This is a genomic window from Phenylobacterium sp., assembly GCF_031984885.1.
In the GTDB taxonomy this organism is placed as follows: domain Bacteria; phylum Pseudomonadota; class Alphaproteobacteria; order Caulobacterales; family Caulobacteraceae; genus Phenylobacterium.
The window spans coordinates 232826-249292 of record NZ_DAMABV010000007.1 but is presented as its reverse complement, the minus strand read 5'-3'; the positions used below and the strand labels follow the sequence as shown (position 1 = coordinate 249292).

Annotated in this window: 17 protein-coding genes; 11 read left to right on the top strand and 6 right to left on the bottom strand. The window is 71.0% G+C overall.

What is annotated here, in order from left to right; genetic code table 11:
* Nucleotides 1-12: 12 nt before the first annotated feature.
* The gene (gene ruvB, locus RTL41_RS13020) at nt 13-1053 is read left to right on the top strand and encodes a Holliday junction branch migration DNA helicase RuvB (RefSeq protein ID WP_312165054.1); all 1041 of its coding nucleotides are present in this window, start codon (nt 13-15) and stop codon (nt 1051-1053) included.
* A 232-nt stretch (nt 1054-1285) separates the two neighbouring features.
* On the opposite strand, the gene RTL41_RS13015 is transcribed toward ruvB, so the two are convergent.
* Nucleotides 1286-2191 carry a LysR family transcriptional regulator gene (locus RTL41_RS13015; RefSeq protein WP_312165052.1) on the bottom strand — a complete coding sequence of 302 codons (906 nt, stop codon included), beginning with the start codon at nt 2189-2191 and terminating at the stop codon, nt 1286-1288.
* Nucleotides 2192-2294: 103 nt separating this feature from the next.
* Here RTL41_RS13015 and ilvD point away from each other — a divergent pair, with 103 nt between their 5' ends.
* From ilvD to tilS, 9 genes are all read left to right on the top strand, one after another.
* Nucleotides 2295-4142 (top strand): dihydroxy-acid dehydratase, encoded by a 1848-nt coding sequence (gene ilvD, locus RTL41_RS13010; RefSeq protein ID WP_312165049.1) that lies wholly within the window; start codon nt 2295-2297, stop codon nt 4140-4142.
* Nucleotides 4143-4250: 108 nt separating this feature from the next.
* The gene (ybgC, locus tag RTL41_RS13005; protein ID WP_312165047.1) at nt 4251-4694 is read left to right on the top strand and encodes a tol-pal system-associated acyl-CoA thioesterase; all 444 of its coding nucleotides are present in this window, start codon (nt 4251-4253) and stop codon (nt 4692-4694) included.
* A 127-nt stretch (nt 4695-4821) separates the two neighbouring features.
* The gene (gene tolQ, locus RTL41_RS13000; protein WP_312165045.1) at nt 4822-5523 is read left to right on the top strand and encodes a protein TolQ; all 702 of its coding nucleotides are present in this window, start codon (nt 4822-4824) and stop codon (nt 5521-5523) included.
* Between the two features lie 5 nt (nt 5524-5528).
* Nucleotides 5529-6005: an ExbD/TolR family protein gene (locus RTL41_RS12995; RefSeq protein WP_312165043.1), complete on the top strand. Its 477-nt coding sequence runs from the start codon at nt 5529-5531 to the stop codon at nt 6003-6005.
* Nucleotides 6006-6013: 8 nt separating this feature from the next.
* A complete protein-coding gene (locus RTL41_RS12990) occupies nt 6014-6862 on the top strand; it encodes an energy transducer TonB (RefSeq protein ID WP_312165041.1) in 849 nt (282 codons plus the stop codon).
* Between the two features lie 17 nt (nt 6863-6879).
* Nucleotides 6880-8175, top strand: coding sequence for a Tol-Pal system beta propeller repeat protein TolB (gene tolB / locus RTL41_RS12985; protein WP_409418337.1), 1296 nt, complete (start codon nt 6880-6882; stop codon nt 8173-8175).
* A gap of 131 nt (nt 8176-8306) precedes the next feature.
* A complete protein-coding gene (pal, locus tag RTL41_RS12980) occupies nt 8307-8855 on the top strand; it encodes a peptidoglycan-associated lipoprotein Pal (protein WP_312165039.1) in 549 nt (182 codons plus the stop codon).
* A gap of 124 nt (nt 8856-8979) precedes the next feature.
* A complete protein-coding gene (gene ybgF / locus RTL41_RS12975; RefSeq protein ID WP_312165037.1) occupies nt 8980-9822 on the top strand; it encodes a tol-pal system protein YbgF in 843 nt (280 codons plus the stop codon).
* A complete protein-coding gene (gene tilS / locus RTL41_RS12970; RefSeq protein WP_312165148.1) occupies nt 9819-11039 on the top strand; it encodes a tRNA lysidine(34) synthetase TilS in 1221 nt (406 codons plus the stop codon). Before ybgF ends, tilS begins: the two co-directional genes overlap by 4 nt.
* Here tilS and RTL41_RS12965 read toward each other — a convergent pair.
* Nucleotides 11036-11908 (bottom strand): alpha/beta fold hydrolase, encoded by an 873-nt coding sequence (locus tag RTL41_RS12965; RefSeq protein WP_312165035.1) that lies wholly within the window; start codon nt 11906-11908, stop codon nt 11036-11038. The genes tilS and RTL41_RS12965 overlap by 4 nt on opposite strands.
* A gap of 64 nt (nt 11909-11972) precedes the next feature.
* Here RTL41_RS12965 and RTL41_RS12960 point away from each other — a divergent pair, with 64 nt between their 5' ends.
* Entirely contained in the window at nt 11973-12389 is a 417-nt protein-coding gene (locus RTL41_RS12960) for a hypothetical protein (protein WP_312165033.1), read from the top strand.
* Between the two features lie 9 nt (nt 12390-12398).
* On the opposite strand, the gene RTL41_RS12955 is transcribed toward RTL41_RS12960, so the two are convergent.
* From RTL41_RS12955 to RTL41_RS12940, 4 genes are all read right to left on the bottom strand, one after another.
* Complete coding sequence (locus RTL41_RS12955; RefSeq protein ID WP_312165146.1) at nt 12399-13136, bottom strand: M23 family metallopeptidase; 738 nt, start codon at nt 13134-13136, stop codon at nt 12399-12401.
* A 316-nt stretch (nt 13137-13452) separates the two neighbouring features.
* Nucleotides 13453-14871: an NAD(P)(+) transhydrogenase (Re/Si-specific) subunit beta gene (locus tag RTL41_RS12950; protein ID WP_312165031.1), complete on the bottom strand. Its 1419-nt coding sequence runs from the start codon at nt 14869-14871 to the stop codon at nt 13453-13455.
* 16 nt (nt 14872-14887) lie between these two features.
* Nucleotides 14888-15205 (bottom strand): proton-translocating transhydrogenase family protein, encoded by a 318-nt coding sequence (locus RTL41_RS12945; protein WP_312165029.1) that lies wholly within the window; start codon nt 15203-15205, stop codon nt 14888-14890.
* Nucleotides 15206-15221: 16 nt separating this feature from the next.
* Nucleotides 15222-16355, bottom strand: coding sequence for a Re/Si-specific NAD(P)(+) transhydrogenase subunit alpha (locus tag RTL41_RS12940; RefSeq protein WP_312165026.1), 1134 nt, complete (start codon nt 16353-16355; stop codon nt 15222-15224).
* Nucleotides 16356-16467: the final 112 nt, after the last annotated feature.

The window sequence follows — 16467 nt, the reverse complement described above, 5'->3', positions numbered from 1 at the left end:
GAGGATCTGCATATGACCCGCATCGTCTCCCCCGACGCCCAGCCGTTCGAGGCCGGCGTCGTCCACGACAAGGCCCTGCGCCCCCAGACCCTGGCCGAGTTCGTCGGCCAGGAGCAGGCCAAGGGCAACCTCAAGGTCTTCATCGAGGCGGCCAAGTCGCGTGAGGAAGCCCTCGACCACGTGCTGCTGTTCGGCCCGCCGGGCCTGGGCAAGACCACGCTGGCCCAGATCGTCGCCCGCGAGCTGGGCGTGAACTTCCGCGCCACCTCCGGCCCGGTGCTGGCCAAGGCCGGCGACCTCGCCGCGATCCTGACCAATCTCGAGCCGCGCGACGTCCTGTTCATCGACGAGATCCACCGCCTCGCCGCCAATGTCGAGGAGATCCTCTATCCGGCCATGGAGGACCACGTTCTCGACCTGGTGATCGGCGAGGGGCCGTCCGCCCGCTCGATCCGCATCGACCTGGCCCCCTTCACCCTGGTCGCCGCCACCACCCGCGCCGGCCTGCTGGCCACGCCCCTGCGCGACCGCTTCGGCATTCCGCTGCGGCTGGAGTTCTACACCCACGCCGAGCTCTCCAAGGTGCTGGCCGGGGCGGCCGCCAAGATGGGCCTCTCGCTCGCCCCCGACGGGGCCGGTGAGATCGCCGCCCGCTCGCGCGGCACGCCCCGCGTCGCCGGCCGCCTGCTGCGGCGGGTCCGCGACTTCGCCGCCGCCGACGGGGTCGAGGTGATCGACGGCAAGGCCGCCGCCCGCGCCCTGGCCCGCCTCGACGTCGACCAGGCCGGCCTCGACGCCCTCGACCGCCGCTACCTCCAGGCCATGATCGACAACTATGGCGGCGGCCCGGTCGGGGTCGAGACCATCGCCTACGCCATCGCCGAAGCCAGGGACGCGGTCGAGGACGTCATCGAGCCGTTTCTGCTCCAGCAGGGCTTCATCCAGCGCACCCCGCGCGGCCGCATCGCCTGCGCCAAGGCCTACGGCCACCTGGGCCTCACCCCGCCGCCCCCGCCCCCCGGCGCCGGCCAGCCGACCCTGTTCGACGAGTAGGCCTCGGCCCCAAGCCGGGTTGGTCGCCGCATAGGGCTGAAAAGTTTCACCACAAAGCACACCAAGAACACCAAGAAGCGGGCGTCGCCCCCGGCTATCTCAACCCGACCGCCGGTCGGGACCGAAAACAGGCCCCGTCCCTTCCAAACGACCCACTGCCAGCACGACCATCTTGGTGTCCTTGGTGTGCTTTGTGGTGAAACTTGACGTCCCGGCCTTCGCCGGGACAGATCTAGGCCAACGGCTCCAGCGCCACCGCCAGGAACCGCTCCAGGGTCGGGGTCGCGTCGTCGCGCCGCCAGACGATCCCGCTCTCCAGGTAGGGCCCGTCGCCCGGCAGGCTCATATAGCGCACCCCCGTCCGGGCCAGGTGGCGCAGCGAGGCCGGCACCAGCGCCACGCCCAGCCCAGCCGAGACCAGGCTGATGATCGTCTGCATCTGGATCGCCTCCTGGACGATCCGCGCCCCGCCGCTCGCGGCCGTCAGCGTCTCGACCACCAGGTCGTAGAAGGCCGGCGCCGACCGCCGCGGGAAGATGATCACCGGCGCCCCGGCCAGGGCGCCCGGCGCCAGCCGCCCGTCGGCATGGGCCAGCCGCCCCTCCTCGATCCAGCTCTCGGGAACCGCCGCGATCAGCGGCTCGACCAGCAGCCGGCGATAGCTCAGCTCCTCGGGCAGGGCCGCGCCGGCGGGCGGGATGATCAGCCCCGCATGTCCCTGGCCGTGCAGCAGGGTGGCGATCTGCACGTCGCTGGTCGCCTCGGCCAGGGCGATCTCCACCTCGGGATAGAGCGCCGAATAGCGCCGCACCAGGGTCGGCAGGATGCTGTAGTCGGCGGTGCTGACGAACGACAGCTCCAGTCGCCCCGCCTGCCCGTCGCGCAATTGGCGGGCGATCTCCGGCAGCCGCCCCAGGCTCTCCAGCGCCGCCCGCACATGGACCAGCCACTGCTCGCCCAGCGGCGTCAGCGCCACCTGCCGCTTGGTGCGCTTGAACAGCGGCGCGCCCAGCTCCCGCTCCAGCGCCATGATCGACTGGCTGAGCGGCGGCTGGGTCATGCCGAGTTGCTCGGCCGCGCGCCCGAAATGCAGCGTCTCGGCCACCGCCTGGAAGTGCCGGAGCTGGCGTGTCTCCACGACTGATATCCTCAACGACCTAATCGGCCATCCTTAATATATTTCACTGAAGGTTCGCCATGGACTATCGGTGAGGCGCGCAATCTCCGTCAGGACCGATCCGATGCCGACCTATCGCTCACGCACGACCACCCACGGCCGCAACATGGCCGGCGCCCGCGGCCTGTGGCGCGCCACCGGCATGAAGGACAGCGACTTCGGCAAGCCGATCATCGCCGTGGTCAACTCGTTCACCCAGTTCGTGCCGGGCCACGTCCACCTGAAGGACCTCGGCCAGCTCGTCGCCCGCGAGATCGAGCGCGCCGGCGGCGTGGCCAAGGAGTTCAACACCATCGCCGTCGACGACGGCATCGCCATGGGCCACGACGGCATGCTCTACAGCCTGCCCTCGCGCGAGCTGATCGCCGACAGCGTCGAGTACATGGTCAACGCCCACTGCGCCGACGCCATGGTCTGCATCTCCAACTGCGACAAGATCACGCCGGGCATGCTGATGGCCTCGCTGCGGATCAACATCCCGACGGTGTTCGTCTCCGGCGGCCCGATGGAAGCCGGCAAGGTGATCCTGAAGGGCAAGGAGGTCGCCCTCGACCTGGTCGACGCCATGGTCGCGGCCGCCGACGACAAGATCTCCGACGAGGAGGTCGCCTCCATCGAGCGCTCGGCCTGCCCGACCTGCGGCTCCTGCTCGGGCATGTTCACCGCCAACTCGATGAACTGCCTGACCGAGGCGCTGGGCCTGTCGCTGCCCGGCAACGGCTCGGTCCTGGCCACCCACGCCGACCGCGAGCGGCTGTTCCTGGAAGCCGGCCACCTGATCGTCGACATCACCCGCCGCTACTACGAGCAGGACGACGCCTCGGTGCTGCCCCGCTCGGTCGCCTCGTTCGCGGCCTTCGAGAACGCCATGAGCCTCGACATCGCCATGGGCGGCTCGACCAACACCGTGCTGCACCTGCTGGCCGCCGCCCACGAGGCGGGCGTCGACTTCACCATGACCGACATCGACCGCCTGTCGCGCAAGGTGCCCTGCCTCTCCAAGGTCGCGCCCGCCAAGGCCGACGTGCACATGGAGGACGTCCACCGCGCCGGCGGCATCATGGCCATCCTCGGCGAACTCGACCGCGCCGGCCTGCTGCACACCGACCTGCCCACCGTCCACTCCAAGACGATGGCCGAGGCGCTCGACCGCTGGGACATCCGCCGCACCAACAGCGAGGCCGTGCAGACCTTCTTCAAGGCCGCGCCCGGCGGCGTGCCCACCCAGACCGCGTTCAGCCAGGACCGCCGCTGGAAGGAGCTCGACCTCGACCGCCAGGGCGGCGTCATCCGCGAGGCCCAGCACGCCTTCTCGCAGGACGGCGGCCTGGCCGTGCTGTCGGGCAACCTCGCCGAGGACGGCTGCATCGTGAAGACCGCCGGGGTCGACGAGGAGATCCTGAAGTTCACGGGCGTAGCCCGCGTCTTCGAGAGCCAGGACGAGGCGGTCAGCGCCATCCTGACCGGCAAGATCGTCGCCGGCGACGTGGTGGTGATCCGCTACGAAGGCCCCAAGGGCGGCCCGGGCATGCAGGAGATGCTCTATCCGACCAGCTACCTGAAATCGAAGGGGCTGGGCAAAGCCTGCGCGCTGATCACCGACGGCCGCTTCTCGGGCGGCACGTCCGGGCTCTCCATCGGCCACGTCTCGCCCGAGGCGGCCGAGGGCGGGGTCATCGGCCTGGTCGAGGACGGCGACGCCATCGTCATCGACATTCCGGGGCGGACCATCCGGCTCGACGTCGCCGACGCGGTGCTGGCGCAGCGCCGCGCGGCCATGCAGGCCAAGGGCGCCGCCGCCTGGAAGCCGGCCGCGCGCAAGCGCGTCGTCTCCCCGGCCCTGCGCGCCTACGCCGCCATGACCACCAACGCCGCCCGCGGCGCGGTCCGCGACGTCAGCCAGGTCGAGTAGCCGCGCTCCAACCCTCACGTGTCATCCCGGTTTCGGCCGCAGGCCGAAGACCGGGATGATACGGATTGAGGCTGGCCCCTCTGTGGCCGCGTCCGTAAATCTAGGCCCATGCAGACCCCGATCCCCACCGCAGGCGTCATCGACGGCCGCGAGCACGTCCTCCCGGTCCGCGTCTATTACGAGGACACCGACTTCACCGGCGTCGTCTACCACGCCAACTATGTCCGCTATTTCGAGCGCGGCCGCTCGGACTTCCTGCGGGTCGCCGGCGTCCGCCACGCCGAACTGCTCGACCGCGACGACCCGGCCGCCTTCGCCATCGTGCGCATGGAGCTGGATTTCAAGCGCGCCGCCCGCATCGACGACGCCCTGGCCGTGCGCACCACCTATGATTCGGCCCGCGGCCCGCGCCTGTTCATCAGCCAGCGAATCACCCGCGGCGAGGAGCTGATCTGCGCCGCCCGGGTCGAGGCCGCCTGCATCGACCTGGCCGGCCGTCCGCGAAAACCGCCGCCCGGCATGCTGGAAACCCTGCGCCCGCTTTTTGCGTAAGGTTTTCGTAAAACCGCCTTCACTATTTCGGCGTTAGAGGTCGGTTAACCAGAACCGGCGGCCTTAAGTTCGCCACCGCAGGCGGCTTGAAGTCGTGCGCCTGCCATTTACGGAGCCCTACGAGCGCATGGACCCCGCTGCGATCACTGCCGACAGCTTTAGCTTCATCAATCTGTTCATCCGCGCCGACTGGGTCGTCAAACTGGTGATGATCGGCCTGATCCTGGCCTCGCTCTGGTCCTGGACGGTGATCATCGACAAGTCGGTGCGCCTGACCAAGCTCAACAAGCAGGCCAGCGACTTCGAGGACCAGGTCTCCTCGGGCCGCTCGCTGGAGGACATCGCCGCCGAGGCCGGCGAGCGTCCGACCCAGGCCCTGCCGCGCATGCTGCAAGGCGCGCTCAAGGAGTGGCGCGACGCCCGCGCCCGCGGCCTGGTCTCGGAAAACCAGACCGCCTTCCTGATCCAGCGCATCGACCGCGCGCTGGACACCACCATCGCCCGTGAGAGCGCGCGTGTGGAGAACGGCCTCGGCTCGCTGGCCATCGTCGCCACCGCCTCGCCGTTCGTGGGCCTGTTCGGCACCGTCTGGGGGATCATGAAGGCCTTCCAGGCCATCGCCGTGGAGAAGTCGACCAACCTGGCCGTCGTCGCCCCGTCGATCGCCGAGGCGCTGTTCGCCACCGCCATCGGCCTGATCGCCGCCATCCCCGCCTATATCGCCTACAACAAGTTCTCGACCGACGCGGGCAAGTACGCCGGCCGGCTCGAGGGCTTCGCCGACGACCTCTCCACCGCCATCCAGCGCCGCCTGGCCGAGCGGGGCTGAGGGTCATGGCGCTCTCCTCCCACGACGCCTTCTCCGCCCCCGGCGGGTCGCGCCGCCGGCGCGGCCGCCGCTCGCGCGGGGCGCTGTCCGAGATCAACGTCACCCCGCTGGTCGACGTGATGCTGGTGCTGCTGATCATCTTCATGGTCTCGGCCCCGCTGCTGACCAGCGGCGTCGAGGTCGAGCTGCCCAAGACCGAGGCCGGCGCCATGGAGGATCCCAAGGAGCCGCTGACCGTCTCCATCCGCCAGGACGGCGAGGTGTTCATCCAGGAGGACGCGGTGGCGTTCTCCAGCCTGGCCCCGCGCCTGCGCGCCATGGCCGGCGAGGATCAGGCCAAGCCGATCTACGTGCGGGCCGACGGCCGCGCCTCCTATGAGATCGTCGCGCGGGTCATGGCCGCGCTGTCGACCTCGGGCTTCACCAGCATCAACCTGATCACCGACACCGGCGGACCGTCTTCGGGCGGCGAGCCGCGCTGAGGGCGCAGATGGCCCGCGAAAGGTCCGAATTTTCCGGCGCGATGCTGGCCTCCACCCTGCTGCACGCAGGGGTGATCGTCGCCGCCATGATCTCCTGGCCCTGGGCGCGGCAGTTGCCGCTCGGCTCGGCCGTGCCGATTAACATCGTCGCCAATGCGCCGGTGACCGACCTGGCGCCGGCCGAGCAGGGCCCGCAGGACCTGCCGGCCCAGACCGAGGAGCCGGTCCCCGAGGCCCCCGCGCCGCCGGCCGCGCCCGCGCCGGCCCCGCAACCGGTCCCGACCCCGCCCAAGCCCACGCCGCCGACGCCCGCGCCCAAGCCGGCCCCCGCCCCGCCCAAGCCGGCCCCGACGCCGACCCCGGCCCCCGCGCCCAAACCGGCTCCCGCCAAGCCGGCCGAGAAGGCCCCGGCCAGGCCCGCGCCCAAGGCGGAAAGGGGCCTGGACCTCGACGCCCTGGCCGCCAGCGTCCAGAGCGCCCAGCGCTCCTCGGCCGCCAAGGGCCCGGCCCGCCAGGCCACCGCCCCCGAAGCGCGCCCGGACCTCGGCTCGGGCCAGGCCGCCGCCGCGATCGCCGGGATGAGCGACGAGATCCAGAAGCGCTGGAACCCCAACTGCGACGTCGAGGGCGGCCGCGACGTCCGCCTGAAGGTGTCGTTCACGCTCGGCGGCGGCGGCCAGGTCGTCGGCCAGGTCGACGCCCACGGCGCCGAGCGATCGGCCGACCCCGTGGTCAAGGCCGCGGCCGAACGCGCGATCCGCGCGGTCTATGCGGCCGCGCCCTTCACCCGGCTTCCACGCACGCTTTACGGCCAGCGTTTCGATCTGAACTTCAAGACCAGCGAGGCCTGTTCGTGAGCAAGGAGAACCGCCCCATGCGCCTGAAGACCCTGGCCCTGGCGCTCGTCGCCGCCCTTCTTTCGACGGCGGCGATCACCGCGCCGGCCCGCGCCCAGATCGAGGTCGACATCAACCGCGGCGACGTCAAGCCGCTGCCCATCGCGATCCCGGCCTTCGGCGGCCAGCAGGGCGCCGAGATCGCCCAGGTCATCACCGGCAACCTGGAGCGCTCGGGCCTGTTCGCGCCGATCCCGCCCGCCGCCCACATCCAGCAGGGCCTGGACGTCAACGTCCAGCCGCGCTTCGTCGACTGGAAGACGCTCAACGCCCAGGCGCTGGTCAACGGCCAGGTGACGGTCGAGGGCGGCCGCCTGACCGTGAACTTCCGCCTCTGGGACGTCTATTCCGAGCAGCAGCTTCTGGGCCTGCAGTTCACCTCCACCCCGGAGAACTGGCGGCGGGTCGCGCACAAGATCTCCGACGCGGTCTATGAGCGGCTGACCGGCGAGAAGGGCTACTTCGACACCCGCGTGGTGTTCGTCTCCGAAAGCGGCGACCGGCTGAACCGCCGCAAGCAGTTGGCGATCATGGACCAGGACGGCGCCAACCCGTCCTACCTGACCGACGGCTCCTACATCGTCATGACCCCGCGGTTCTCCTCGACCAGCCAGGAGATCACCTACATGGCCCTGCGGCCGGAGGGTTCGTCGATCTACCTGTTCAACCTGGAGAGCGGCCGGCGCGAGACGCTCGGCAACTTCCCCGGCATGGTGTTCGCCCCGCGCTTCTCGCCCGACGGCGGCCGCGTCGCCTTCTCGGTCGAGCGGGCCGGCAACACCGACATCTACGTGATGAATCTGCGCAGCCGCGCCACCTCGCGCCTGACCACCGACGCCTCGATCGAGACCTCGCCGTCCTTCTCCCCCGACGGCTCGCGCATCGTCTACAATTCCGACCGCGGCGGCAGCGCCCAGCTCTACGTGATGGACGCCAACGGCGGCGGCAGCCGCCGCATCTCCTTCGGATCTGGACGCTACACCACCCCGGTCTGGAGCCCGACCGGCGAGTACATCGCCTTCACCAAGCAGACCGGCGGCGAGTTCCACATCGGCATCATGAAGCCCGACGGTTCGGGCGAGCGCATCCTGACCACCAGCTACCTCGACGAGGGCCCGACCTGGGCCCCCAACGGCCGGGTGCTGATGTTCAGCCGCGAAACGCCTGGTGGAGCTCCGCGTTTGTGGACCGTGGACGTCACCGGCCGAATCGAGCGCGCCGCGCCCTATCCGGGCTCGGGTTCCGACCCGGCCTGGTCGCCGTTGCTCAACTAAACAGTTTTTTCAGGTGTAATTTTCCCCTCGGATGGTCTTTTGAAATGTCCGGCCACGGCAAAGCCGGGTAGAACAAGGAACTGGCTGTGGGGACCCGCCGTCGTCGTAACCTATTAATTGGAGAAGCAAACGTGCAACGCTTCAGTATCAAGCACGCCCTTCGACTGGGCTTGGTCGCAGCCGCCGCCATTTCGGTCACAGCCTGCGCCTCGCGCCCGAAGCCGGCCCCCGCGCCGGAACCGACGCCTGCGCCGGCCCCTGCGCCTGCTCCGGAACCTGCGCCCGCCCCGCCGCCGACCTCGTCGGTGATCCCCGGGTCGATCCAGGACTTCACCGTCAATGTGGGCGATCGCGTCTATTTCGACCTCGACAGCTACAGCGTGCGCGCCGACGCCGGCCCGCTGCTGGACGCCCAGGCCGCCTGGCTGGTGCGTTATCCGAACGTGCAGGTCCGCATCGAAGGCAACGCCGACGAACGCGGCACCCGCGAGTACAACCTCGCCCTCGGCTCGCGCCGCGCCAACTCGGTGCGCGAGTACCTGGTCCAACGCGGCGTGCAGCCCTCGCGGATCTCGACCGTGTCCTACGGTAAGGAACGGCCGATCGACGGCGGTGCCAACGAAGAAGCCTACCAGCGCAACCGGAACGCCCACACGGCGATCACCTCGGGCGCCCAGTAAGGCCTCGTTGTTTGCGATTTGCGGGAGGGGGCCTTCGGGTCCCCTCTTTGCATTTGCGCTCTACTTTGCATTCCCCGCCGAACAGCCCCAATTTGGCCGTTCGCTCCTGCAGATGATGCCGACTATGAAGCTTGCCCGTCTCGCCCTGCCGCTCGCCCTCGCCCTCAGCGCCTCGACCGCCATGGCCCAGGTCCCTATGGATCCGTTGGACGCCCGCGACGCGCGGCGCCTGGACCGCATGGAACAGGTGATGCGCGAACTGCGCTCGATCGTCTTCCAGGGCCGCGACAGCGGAAAGCCGGTCGTCGTGCAGCCGGCCGAGACCGACTACCAGCTCCAGGAGGTCAGCCGCCGCCTGGCCGACATGGAGCAGTCCATGACCCGGATGACCGGCGACCTGGAGAACGCCAACCGCCAGGCCGAGCTGGCCCGGCGCGAGGCCGAGACCCTGCGCGCCGAGAACAGGTCGCTCTCCGACCGCCTCGCCAACCTGGAAAGCCAGGCGCTGGCCTCGACCGGCTCGGCCCCCGCCGGCGGGCTGGCGGGCGGCCCCGCCCCGGCCGCGCCCACCGCCGGCCTCTCGGCCAACGAGGCGTTCAGCCAGTCGCGCCAGGCGATGCTGGCCGGCGACTACGCCGCCGCCGAGGCCGGGTTCCGCGACTACGTCTCGGCCTATGGCGACAACGCCAAGGCGCCCGAGGCCCGCTACTGGCTGGGCAAGACCCTGACCGCCCGCGGCGCCCACGCCGACGCCGCCGGCTCCTACATCGCCGCCATCCGCGGCTGGCCCGCGACCACCTGGGCCCCCGACGCCGTGCTGGAACTGTCGCGCTCGCTGATCGCCCTGAAGAAGCCGGCCGACGCCTGCCAGACCCTGGCCGAGCTCGCCAAGCGCTATCCCAAGGCCTCGACCACCGTGCAGACCCGCGCGGCCCAGGCCCGCACCCAGGCCAAGTGCTCGGCCTGACCGACGCGCTGAGCGCCGGCGTCCACGCCGTCCTCGACCGCCGGCTCGCCGCCGTGTCCGGCGCCCCGCTGGCGGTCGGGCTCTCCGGCGGCGGCGACTCCCGGGCCCTGGCCTTGATCGCCGCCGACTGGGCCGCCGCTCATGGCCGCCGGCTGCTGGTCCTGACGATCGACCACGGCCTCAACCCGGCCAGCGCCGCCTGGACCGCCCAGTGCGCGGCGCTCGCCGCCCGCCTCGGCGCCCCGTTCCACGCCCTGGCCTGGACCGGCGACAAGCCGGCCCGCGGCCTGCCCGCCGCCGCCCGCCTGGCCCGTCACCGGCTGCTGGCCGAGGCCGCCCGCGGCCTGGGCGCGCGCGTCGTCCTGCTCGGCCATACCGCCAGCGACCTGGCCGAGGCCGCCGCCATGCGCGCCGAAGGCTCGACCACCCCCTCGCCGCGCGAATGGGCGCCCTCGCCGGTCTGGCCGGAAGGGCGCGGCGTCTTCCTGCTGCGGCCGATGCTGGGCGTCACCCGCCAGGCCCTGCGCGACTGGCTGGCCGCCCGCGGCGAGGCCTGGATCGATGATCCGTCCAATGACGATCTACGTTTCGCCCGCGCCCGCGCCCGCGCCGCGCGCCCTGAGCCCACACCCGCCGCCGACCTGCCGCAGGACCTCGCCGGCCTCGCGGCGGCCGCGCAGGTCGACGCCGCCGGCGTCGTCGCCCTGCCGCGCGCGCGCCTGCCGGCCCGGCTGACCGCCGCGGCCGCCCTCTGCGCGGCCGGAACCGCCCGCCCGCCCCGCGCCGACCGCCTGGCCCGTGTCACAACGCTGTTGCAGGCCGGGCGCCCGCTGGTCGCCACCCTGGCCGGCGCCCGCATCGAGACCGACGGCGAGCGCGTCCTCTTCATGCGCGAGCCGGGCGAGTTCGCCCGCCGCCCCGAGGCCGCCCTGATGCTGGCCCCCGGCCAGAGCGCCGTCTGGGACGGCCGCTTCGAGATCACCGCCGCCCGCGCCGCCGTCGTCGCGCCCCTGGCCGGCCACGCCGCCCGGCTGCCGCCCGCCCAGCGCCAGGCCCTGCGCGCCATCGCGCCCAAGGCCCGCGCCGCCCTGCCGGTGCTGCTGGACGGCGCGGCCGCCCATTGCCCGCTGCTGGAGGACGTCGCCGGCGTCGCGATCCGCAGCCTGATCCTGGATCGCCTGCTGGCCGCCTGCGGCGCCGTGGAGCGCGAGCCCTAGCGCCCCGCCGCCGCCAGCACGTGCTCGACCCCGGCCACGACCGGGTCGGCGAAGGCCTTGCCCAGCAGGTTGGCGTGATTGGCGCCCTGTACATGCTCGACATAGCCGTGCTGCGACTGCCGCGCCGGCGCGACCTGCAGCGCCTTCAGCCGCGTCGCGACCTGCTCGCCCCCGGCCGTCACCACCGCCACCGGCAGCTCGGGATCGTAGCCGCCGGCCTCGCGGCCCAGGGCCGAGGTCCGCGGCCAGTTCTGCACCTCCTGCGCCGCCCAGCGGGTGTGGACCGCCGAGCCGTAGATCCGCCGCTTCTCCTTGCGGGCCTCGCCCTCCAGGCCGATCAGGTCGCCGATCACCAGCGACACCGGCCGCATGAAGCCCGCCGCCGACCAGGCCCCCACCAGCCTCATCGCCCGGCGATAGGCGTGGATGCCCGCCGCGGTGCGGCGCACGTCCAGCATCTCGGGCGTCACCGCGTCGACCAGCACCACGCCCAGCACCTGCTCGCGGTTGCGCGGCACGAACACCCGCGCCATCAGCCCGGCCATCGAGTGGCCCGTATAGACCACCGGCCCACGCTCCCCGAGCTGCGCCAGCAGCGCCTCCAGGTCGGCGGCGATCGCCCCGCCGTCGCGCGGCTCCGGCCCCGGATCGGAAAAGCCCAGGCCCGCGCGGTCATAGGCCAGGCTGCGCAAGCCCCGGGCCGCCAGCCGCTCCTGCACCACCGCCCAGTCGGCCGCGCAGCCGAAGGCGCCGCACTCCAGGACGATCAGCGGGCGGTCGTTCTGCGGCCCCGCCGGCACCGCCCGCATCCGCCGCCCGCCGATGTCCACCAACTGGCCGCGCGAGGCGTGAAAACGCGGTCCCGTCATCTGCAAACCTTGAGCATCCTCCCAATCTAGTCGAGGTTGCCCGCCAAACTAGGAGTCAGTGCGAATGCGGGCGATCTTGGGCGTGGCGCTGGGCGTGGTCATCGGCGTGATCGCCAGCATGCTGATCATCCTGGGGGTCGAGGGCGTCGGCCACACCATCTTCCCGCCGCCGCCGGGCGTGAACCTCACCGATCCGGCCCAGCTCGCCACCGCCATGGGCAAGATCCCGGTCCAGGCCAAGATCGCCGTGCTGCTGGCCTGGTTCCTGGGAACCCTGGGCGGCGCCTCGGCCGCCAACCTAGTCGCCGGACGCCGCGCCTGGGCCGGGCGGATCGTCGCCCTCATCGTCCTGGCCCTGGCGATCTTCAACATGACCACGATCCGGCACCCGGCCTGGATGGCGGTGAGCGCGGTGCTGGCGATCCTGCTCGGCGGCTTCCTGGCCGACCGCGCGTTCGGACGGCGCCGCGTCGCGCGGTAGGGCGGGCCTCTAGCCGCCGACCTCCAGGCTGGCCATCACCCGGCCGCCGTCGGTCTTGACCGCCGTCTGGCGCTTGCCGGCCGGCGGGCGCGAAGCCTGGGCCACCCGCACCTTCTTCGGATAGTAGGCGGCGCTCTTCAGCGGCAGGTCCTCGGCGGTGGCGAATTCGCGGCCCATGAACGCCACCGGGTTCAGCGGCGTCTCGCCCCGCCGGATCTCGAAATGCAGGTGCGGGCCGGTGGAGATCCCGCTCGACCCGATGCGGCCGATGACCGTCCCGGCGCTGACCGGGGCGCCGGCCCTGGCGGCCTTCTCGATGCGGCCGAGGTGCGCGTAGAAGCTGGTCAGGCCGCCGGCGTGCTTCACCTCGACGAACCGGCCATAGGACGGGCTGGACCCGCTGCGCACGATCACCCCGTCCTCCACGGCCACCACCTTGACGCCCGCCGGCGCGGCGATGTCGACGCCGTGGTGCAGGCGCCCGTGCTTTTCCCACGACATCTTGCGCAGGCCGAAGGGCGAGTTCACCGCATGGCCGGGCACGGGCTCGCCGAACTGGAACTCCGGCGGCGGCGGGGGCGGGGGAACCTGCGCGACCACCTTGGCGTAGGTCGGCTCGGGCGGGGCGGCGGACGGCGAGAAGACCGTGGTCGCATAGGCGGCGGTGACGACGCAGAGCGTCAGCGCGATGGCCAGCAGGCCCTCGACCCAAAAGTGGCGCATGCCGCCATGCGCGGCCAGGCTCATCGAATTCAAGAAGCGACCTCTTCCAGTACAGTCGAGCTCTACAAGCGGACGCTAGAGGTTATGCATCCGAGCTGCGACGACGCCCCGCACCTGCGGGGAAGCTGATTGAGCGGTCTTGTAGCCTAAAACGCGGCTGCGATGCGACGATCATACGGCGCATATTGTCGCGCCATGGAACCACGTTCTCGTTCGATCTCATGATCTGAACGTTGCTGTAGACTATATTCAACTTCACTGTAGACGCGGCGCCCAGATAGCAGAAAGGGCGCGCCCAGCCCTGGACGCGCCCCCTCCGCAGAGTCCCTGATGCTCGACGTCAGAGCCCCTTGAGGATCCCTTCGACCATCTTCTTGGCGTCCCCGAACAGCATCATCGTGTTGTCGCGGAAGAACAGCTCGTTCTCGACTCCGGCATAGCCCGAGGACATGCCGCGCTTCACGAACAGCACCGTGCGCGCCTTCTCGACGTCCAGGATCGGCATGCCGAAGATCGCCGAGGTCGGATCGGTCTTGGCCGCCGGGTTGGTGACGTCGTTGGCCCCGATCACGAAGGCCACGTCGGCGGTGGAGAACTCCGAGTTGATGTCCTCCAGCTCGAAGACCTCGTCATAGGGCACGTTGGCCTCGGCCAGCAGCACGTTCATGTGGCCCGGCATCCGCCCGGCGACCGGGTGGATGGCGTACTTCACCTCGACGCCCTCGGCCTTCAGCACGTCGCCCATCTCGCGCAGGGCGTGCTGCGCCTGGGAGACGGCCATGCCGTAGCCCGGGACGATGATCACCTTGCTGGCGTTCTTCATGATGAAGGCCGCGTCGTCGGCGCTGCCCTGCTTGACCGGGCGGGTCTCGACCTTGCCGCCGGACGCCGCGGCGCTGTCGTCGGCGCCGAAGCCGCCCAGGATCACCGAGACGAAGCTGCGGTTCATCCCCTTGCACATGATGTAGCTGAGGATCGCGCCGGACGAGCCGACCAGCGCCCCGGTGATGATCAGGGTGACGTTCTCCAGCGTGAAGCCCAGCGCCGCCGCCGCCCAGCCGGAATAGCTGTTCAGCATCGACACCACGACCGGCATGTCCGCCCCGCCGATCGGGATGATCAGGGTGACGCCGATCAGCAGCGCCAGGGCGAAGATGCCCCAGAACGCCCAGATCGCCGCGCCGCCGCTCATCACCAGCACCACGATCAGGCCGACGATGGCCAGGGCGATGAGGATGTTCAGCAGGTGGCGGGCCGGCAGCAGGATCGGCGCGCCGGACATGTTGCCGTTCAGCTTGGCGAAGGCGATCACCGAGCCGGTGAAGGTGATGGCGCCGATGGCCAGGCCCAGGCTGAGCTCGATCAGCGAGGTCGTGTGCACCAGGCCGTCGGGCGTGGCGATGCCATAGGCCTGGGGCGTGTGGATGGCGGCGACCGCCACCAGGCAGGCGGCCATGCCGACCAGGCTGTGGAAGGCGGCGACCAGTTGCGGCATCGAGGTCATCGCGACCTTGCGGGCGATCACCGCCCCGACCGCGCCGCCGATGGCGACCCCGCCCAGGATCAGGCCCAGGGTCAGGACGTCGAGCTTGCCCTGGCCCCAGAGGGTCAGCAGGGCCGTGCCGACGGCGATGGCCATGCCGATCATGCCGTTGCGGTTGCCCGCCTGGCTGGTGGTCGGCGACGACAGGCCGCGCAGGGCCAGGATGAAGAGGACGCCCGAGACGATATAGGCGATGGCGGCGAGATTAGCGTTCATGTTCCCCCCGCTCCCCTTACTTCTGCTTCTTCTTGTACATGGCCAGCATGCGCTGGGTGACGAGGAACCCGCCGAAGATGTTGACCGCCGCGAAGGCCGCGGCGACGGCGCCGGCCCCCTTGGAGATCAGCACGTTCCTGGTCAGCTCGCCGTCCGCCCCGCTCGCCGCGGCGGCCAGCAGGGCGCCGACGATGATCACGGACGAAATGGCGTTGGTCACCGCCATCAGCGGGGTGTGCAGGGCGGGCGTCACGCTCCAGACGACGTAGTAGCCCACGAAGATCGCCAGGACGAAGATCGCCAGGCGGAAGACTGTAGGATCGACGGCTTCCATCGGTTGCTCCTTGCGATCAGGCGGTCAGGGACGGGTGCACGACCGCGCCGCCCTGGGTGACGAGCGCGGCCTTCAGGATCTCGTCCTCGTAGTCGGGGGCGAACTTGCCCTCCTTGTCGAGGAACAGGCCGGCGAAGGCGAACAGGTTGCGGGCGTAGAGCGCGCTGGCGTCGGTGGCGATGCGGCCCGGCAGGTTCGGCGCGCCCAGAATCTTGGCCCCGTTGGCGGTGACCACAGTCTCGCCCAGCCTGGCGCCGACGACGTTGCCGCCCTGCTCGATGGCCAGGTCGACCAGCACCGAGCCGGCCCGCATCGAGGCGACCTGCTCGGCGCTGACCAGCTTGGGCGCCGGGCGGCCCGGGATCAGGGCGGTGGTGATGACGATGTCCTGCTTGGCGATGTGGCTGGAGACCAGCTCGGCCTGCTTGGCCTGGTACTCCGGGCTCATCTCCTTGGCGTAGCCGCCGGCGGTCTGGGCGTTCTTGAACTCCTCGTCCTCGACGGCCAGGAACTTGGCGCCCAGGCTCTCGACCTGCTCCTTGGTCGCCGGCCGCACGTCGGTGGCGGTGACCACGGCGCCGAGCCGGCGCGCGGTGGCGATGGCCTGCAGGCCGGCGACGCCGACCCCCATGACGAACACCTTGGCCGCGGCGACGGTGCCGGCCGCGGTCATCATCATCGGCATCGCCCGGCCATAGGCCTCGGCGCCCTCGATCACGGCGCGATAGCCGGCCAGGTTGGCCTGGGAGGACAGCACGTCCATCACCTGGGCGCGGGTGATCCGCGGCACGAACTCCATGGCGAAGGCCGTGGCGCCCTTGGCGGCCAGCGCCTGCAGCGCGTCCTTCTCGACATAGGGGTTCAGCGTCGCGGCGACGATCGCGCCGGGCTTCAGGGCCGCGATCTCCTCGTCGACGGGCGCGCGCACCTTGAACAGGATGTCGGCCGTGCCGATGGCGTCCTGGGCGGTCTTGGCCAGGGTCGCGCCGGCGGCCGCGTAGTCGGCGTCGGGATAGCTGGCGGCGGTCCCCGCCCCCGCTTCCACGGTCACCGTAAAGCCGGCGCCGATCAGTTTCTTCACGGTCTCGGGGGTCGCGGCCACGCGCGTCTCCCCCGCGCGGCGTTCCTTGGTGACGGCGATCGTCGTCATGCGCCCCTTACCCCCCTACTCGTTCTGTGGCTGAGGGCGACCATAGAGGCCGCCGCGAGCCGTTGTCCAGCGACCACGGGGCCGCTTTCAAACAAATGTTTGATGACGAACC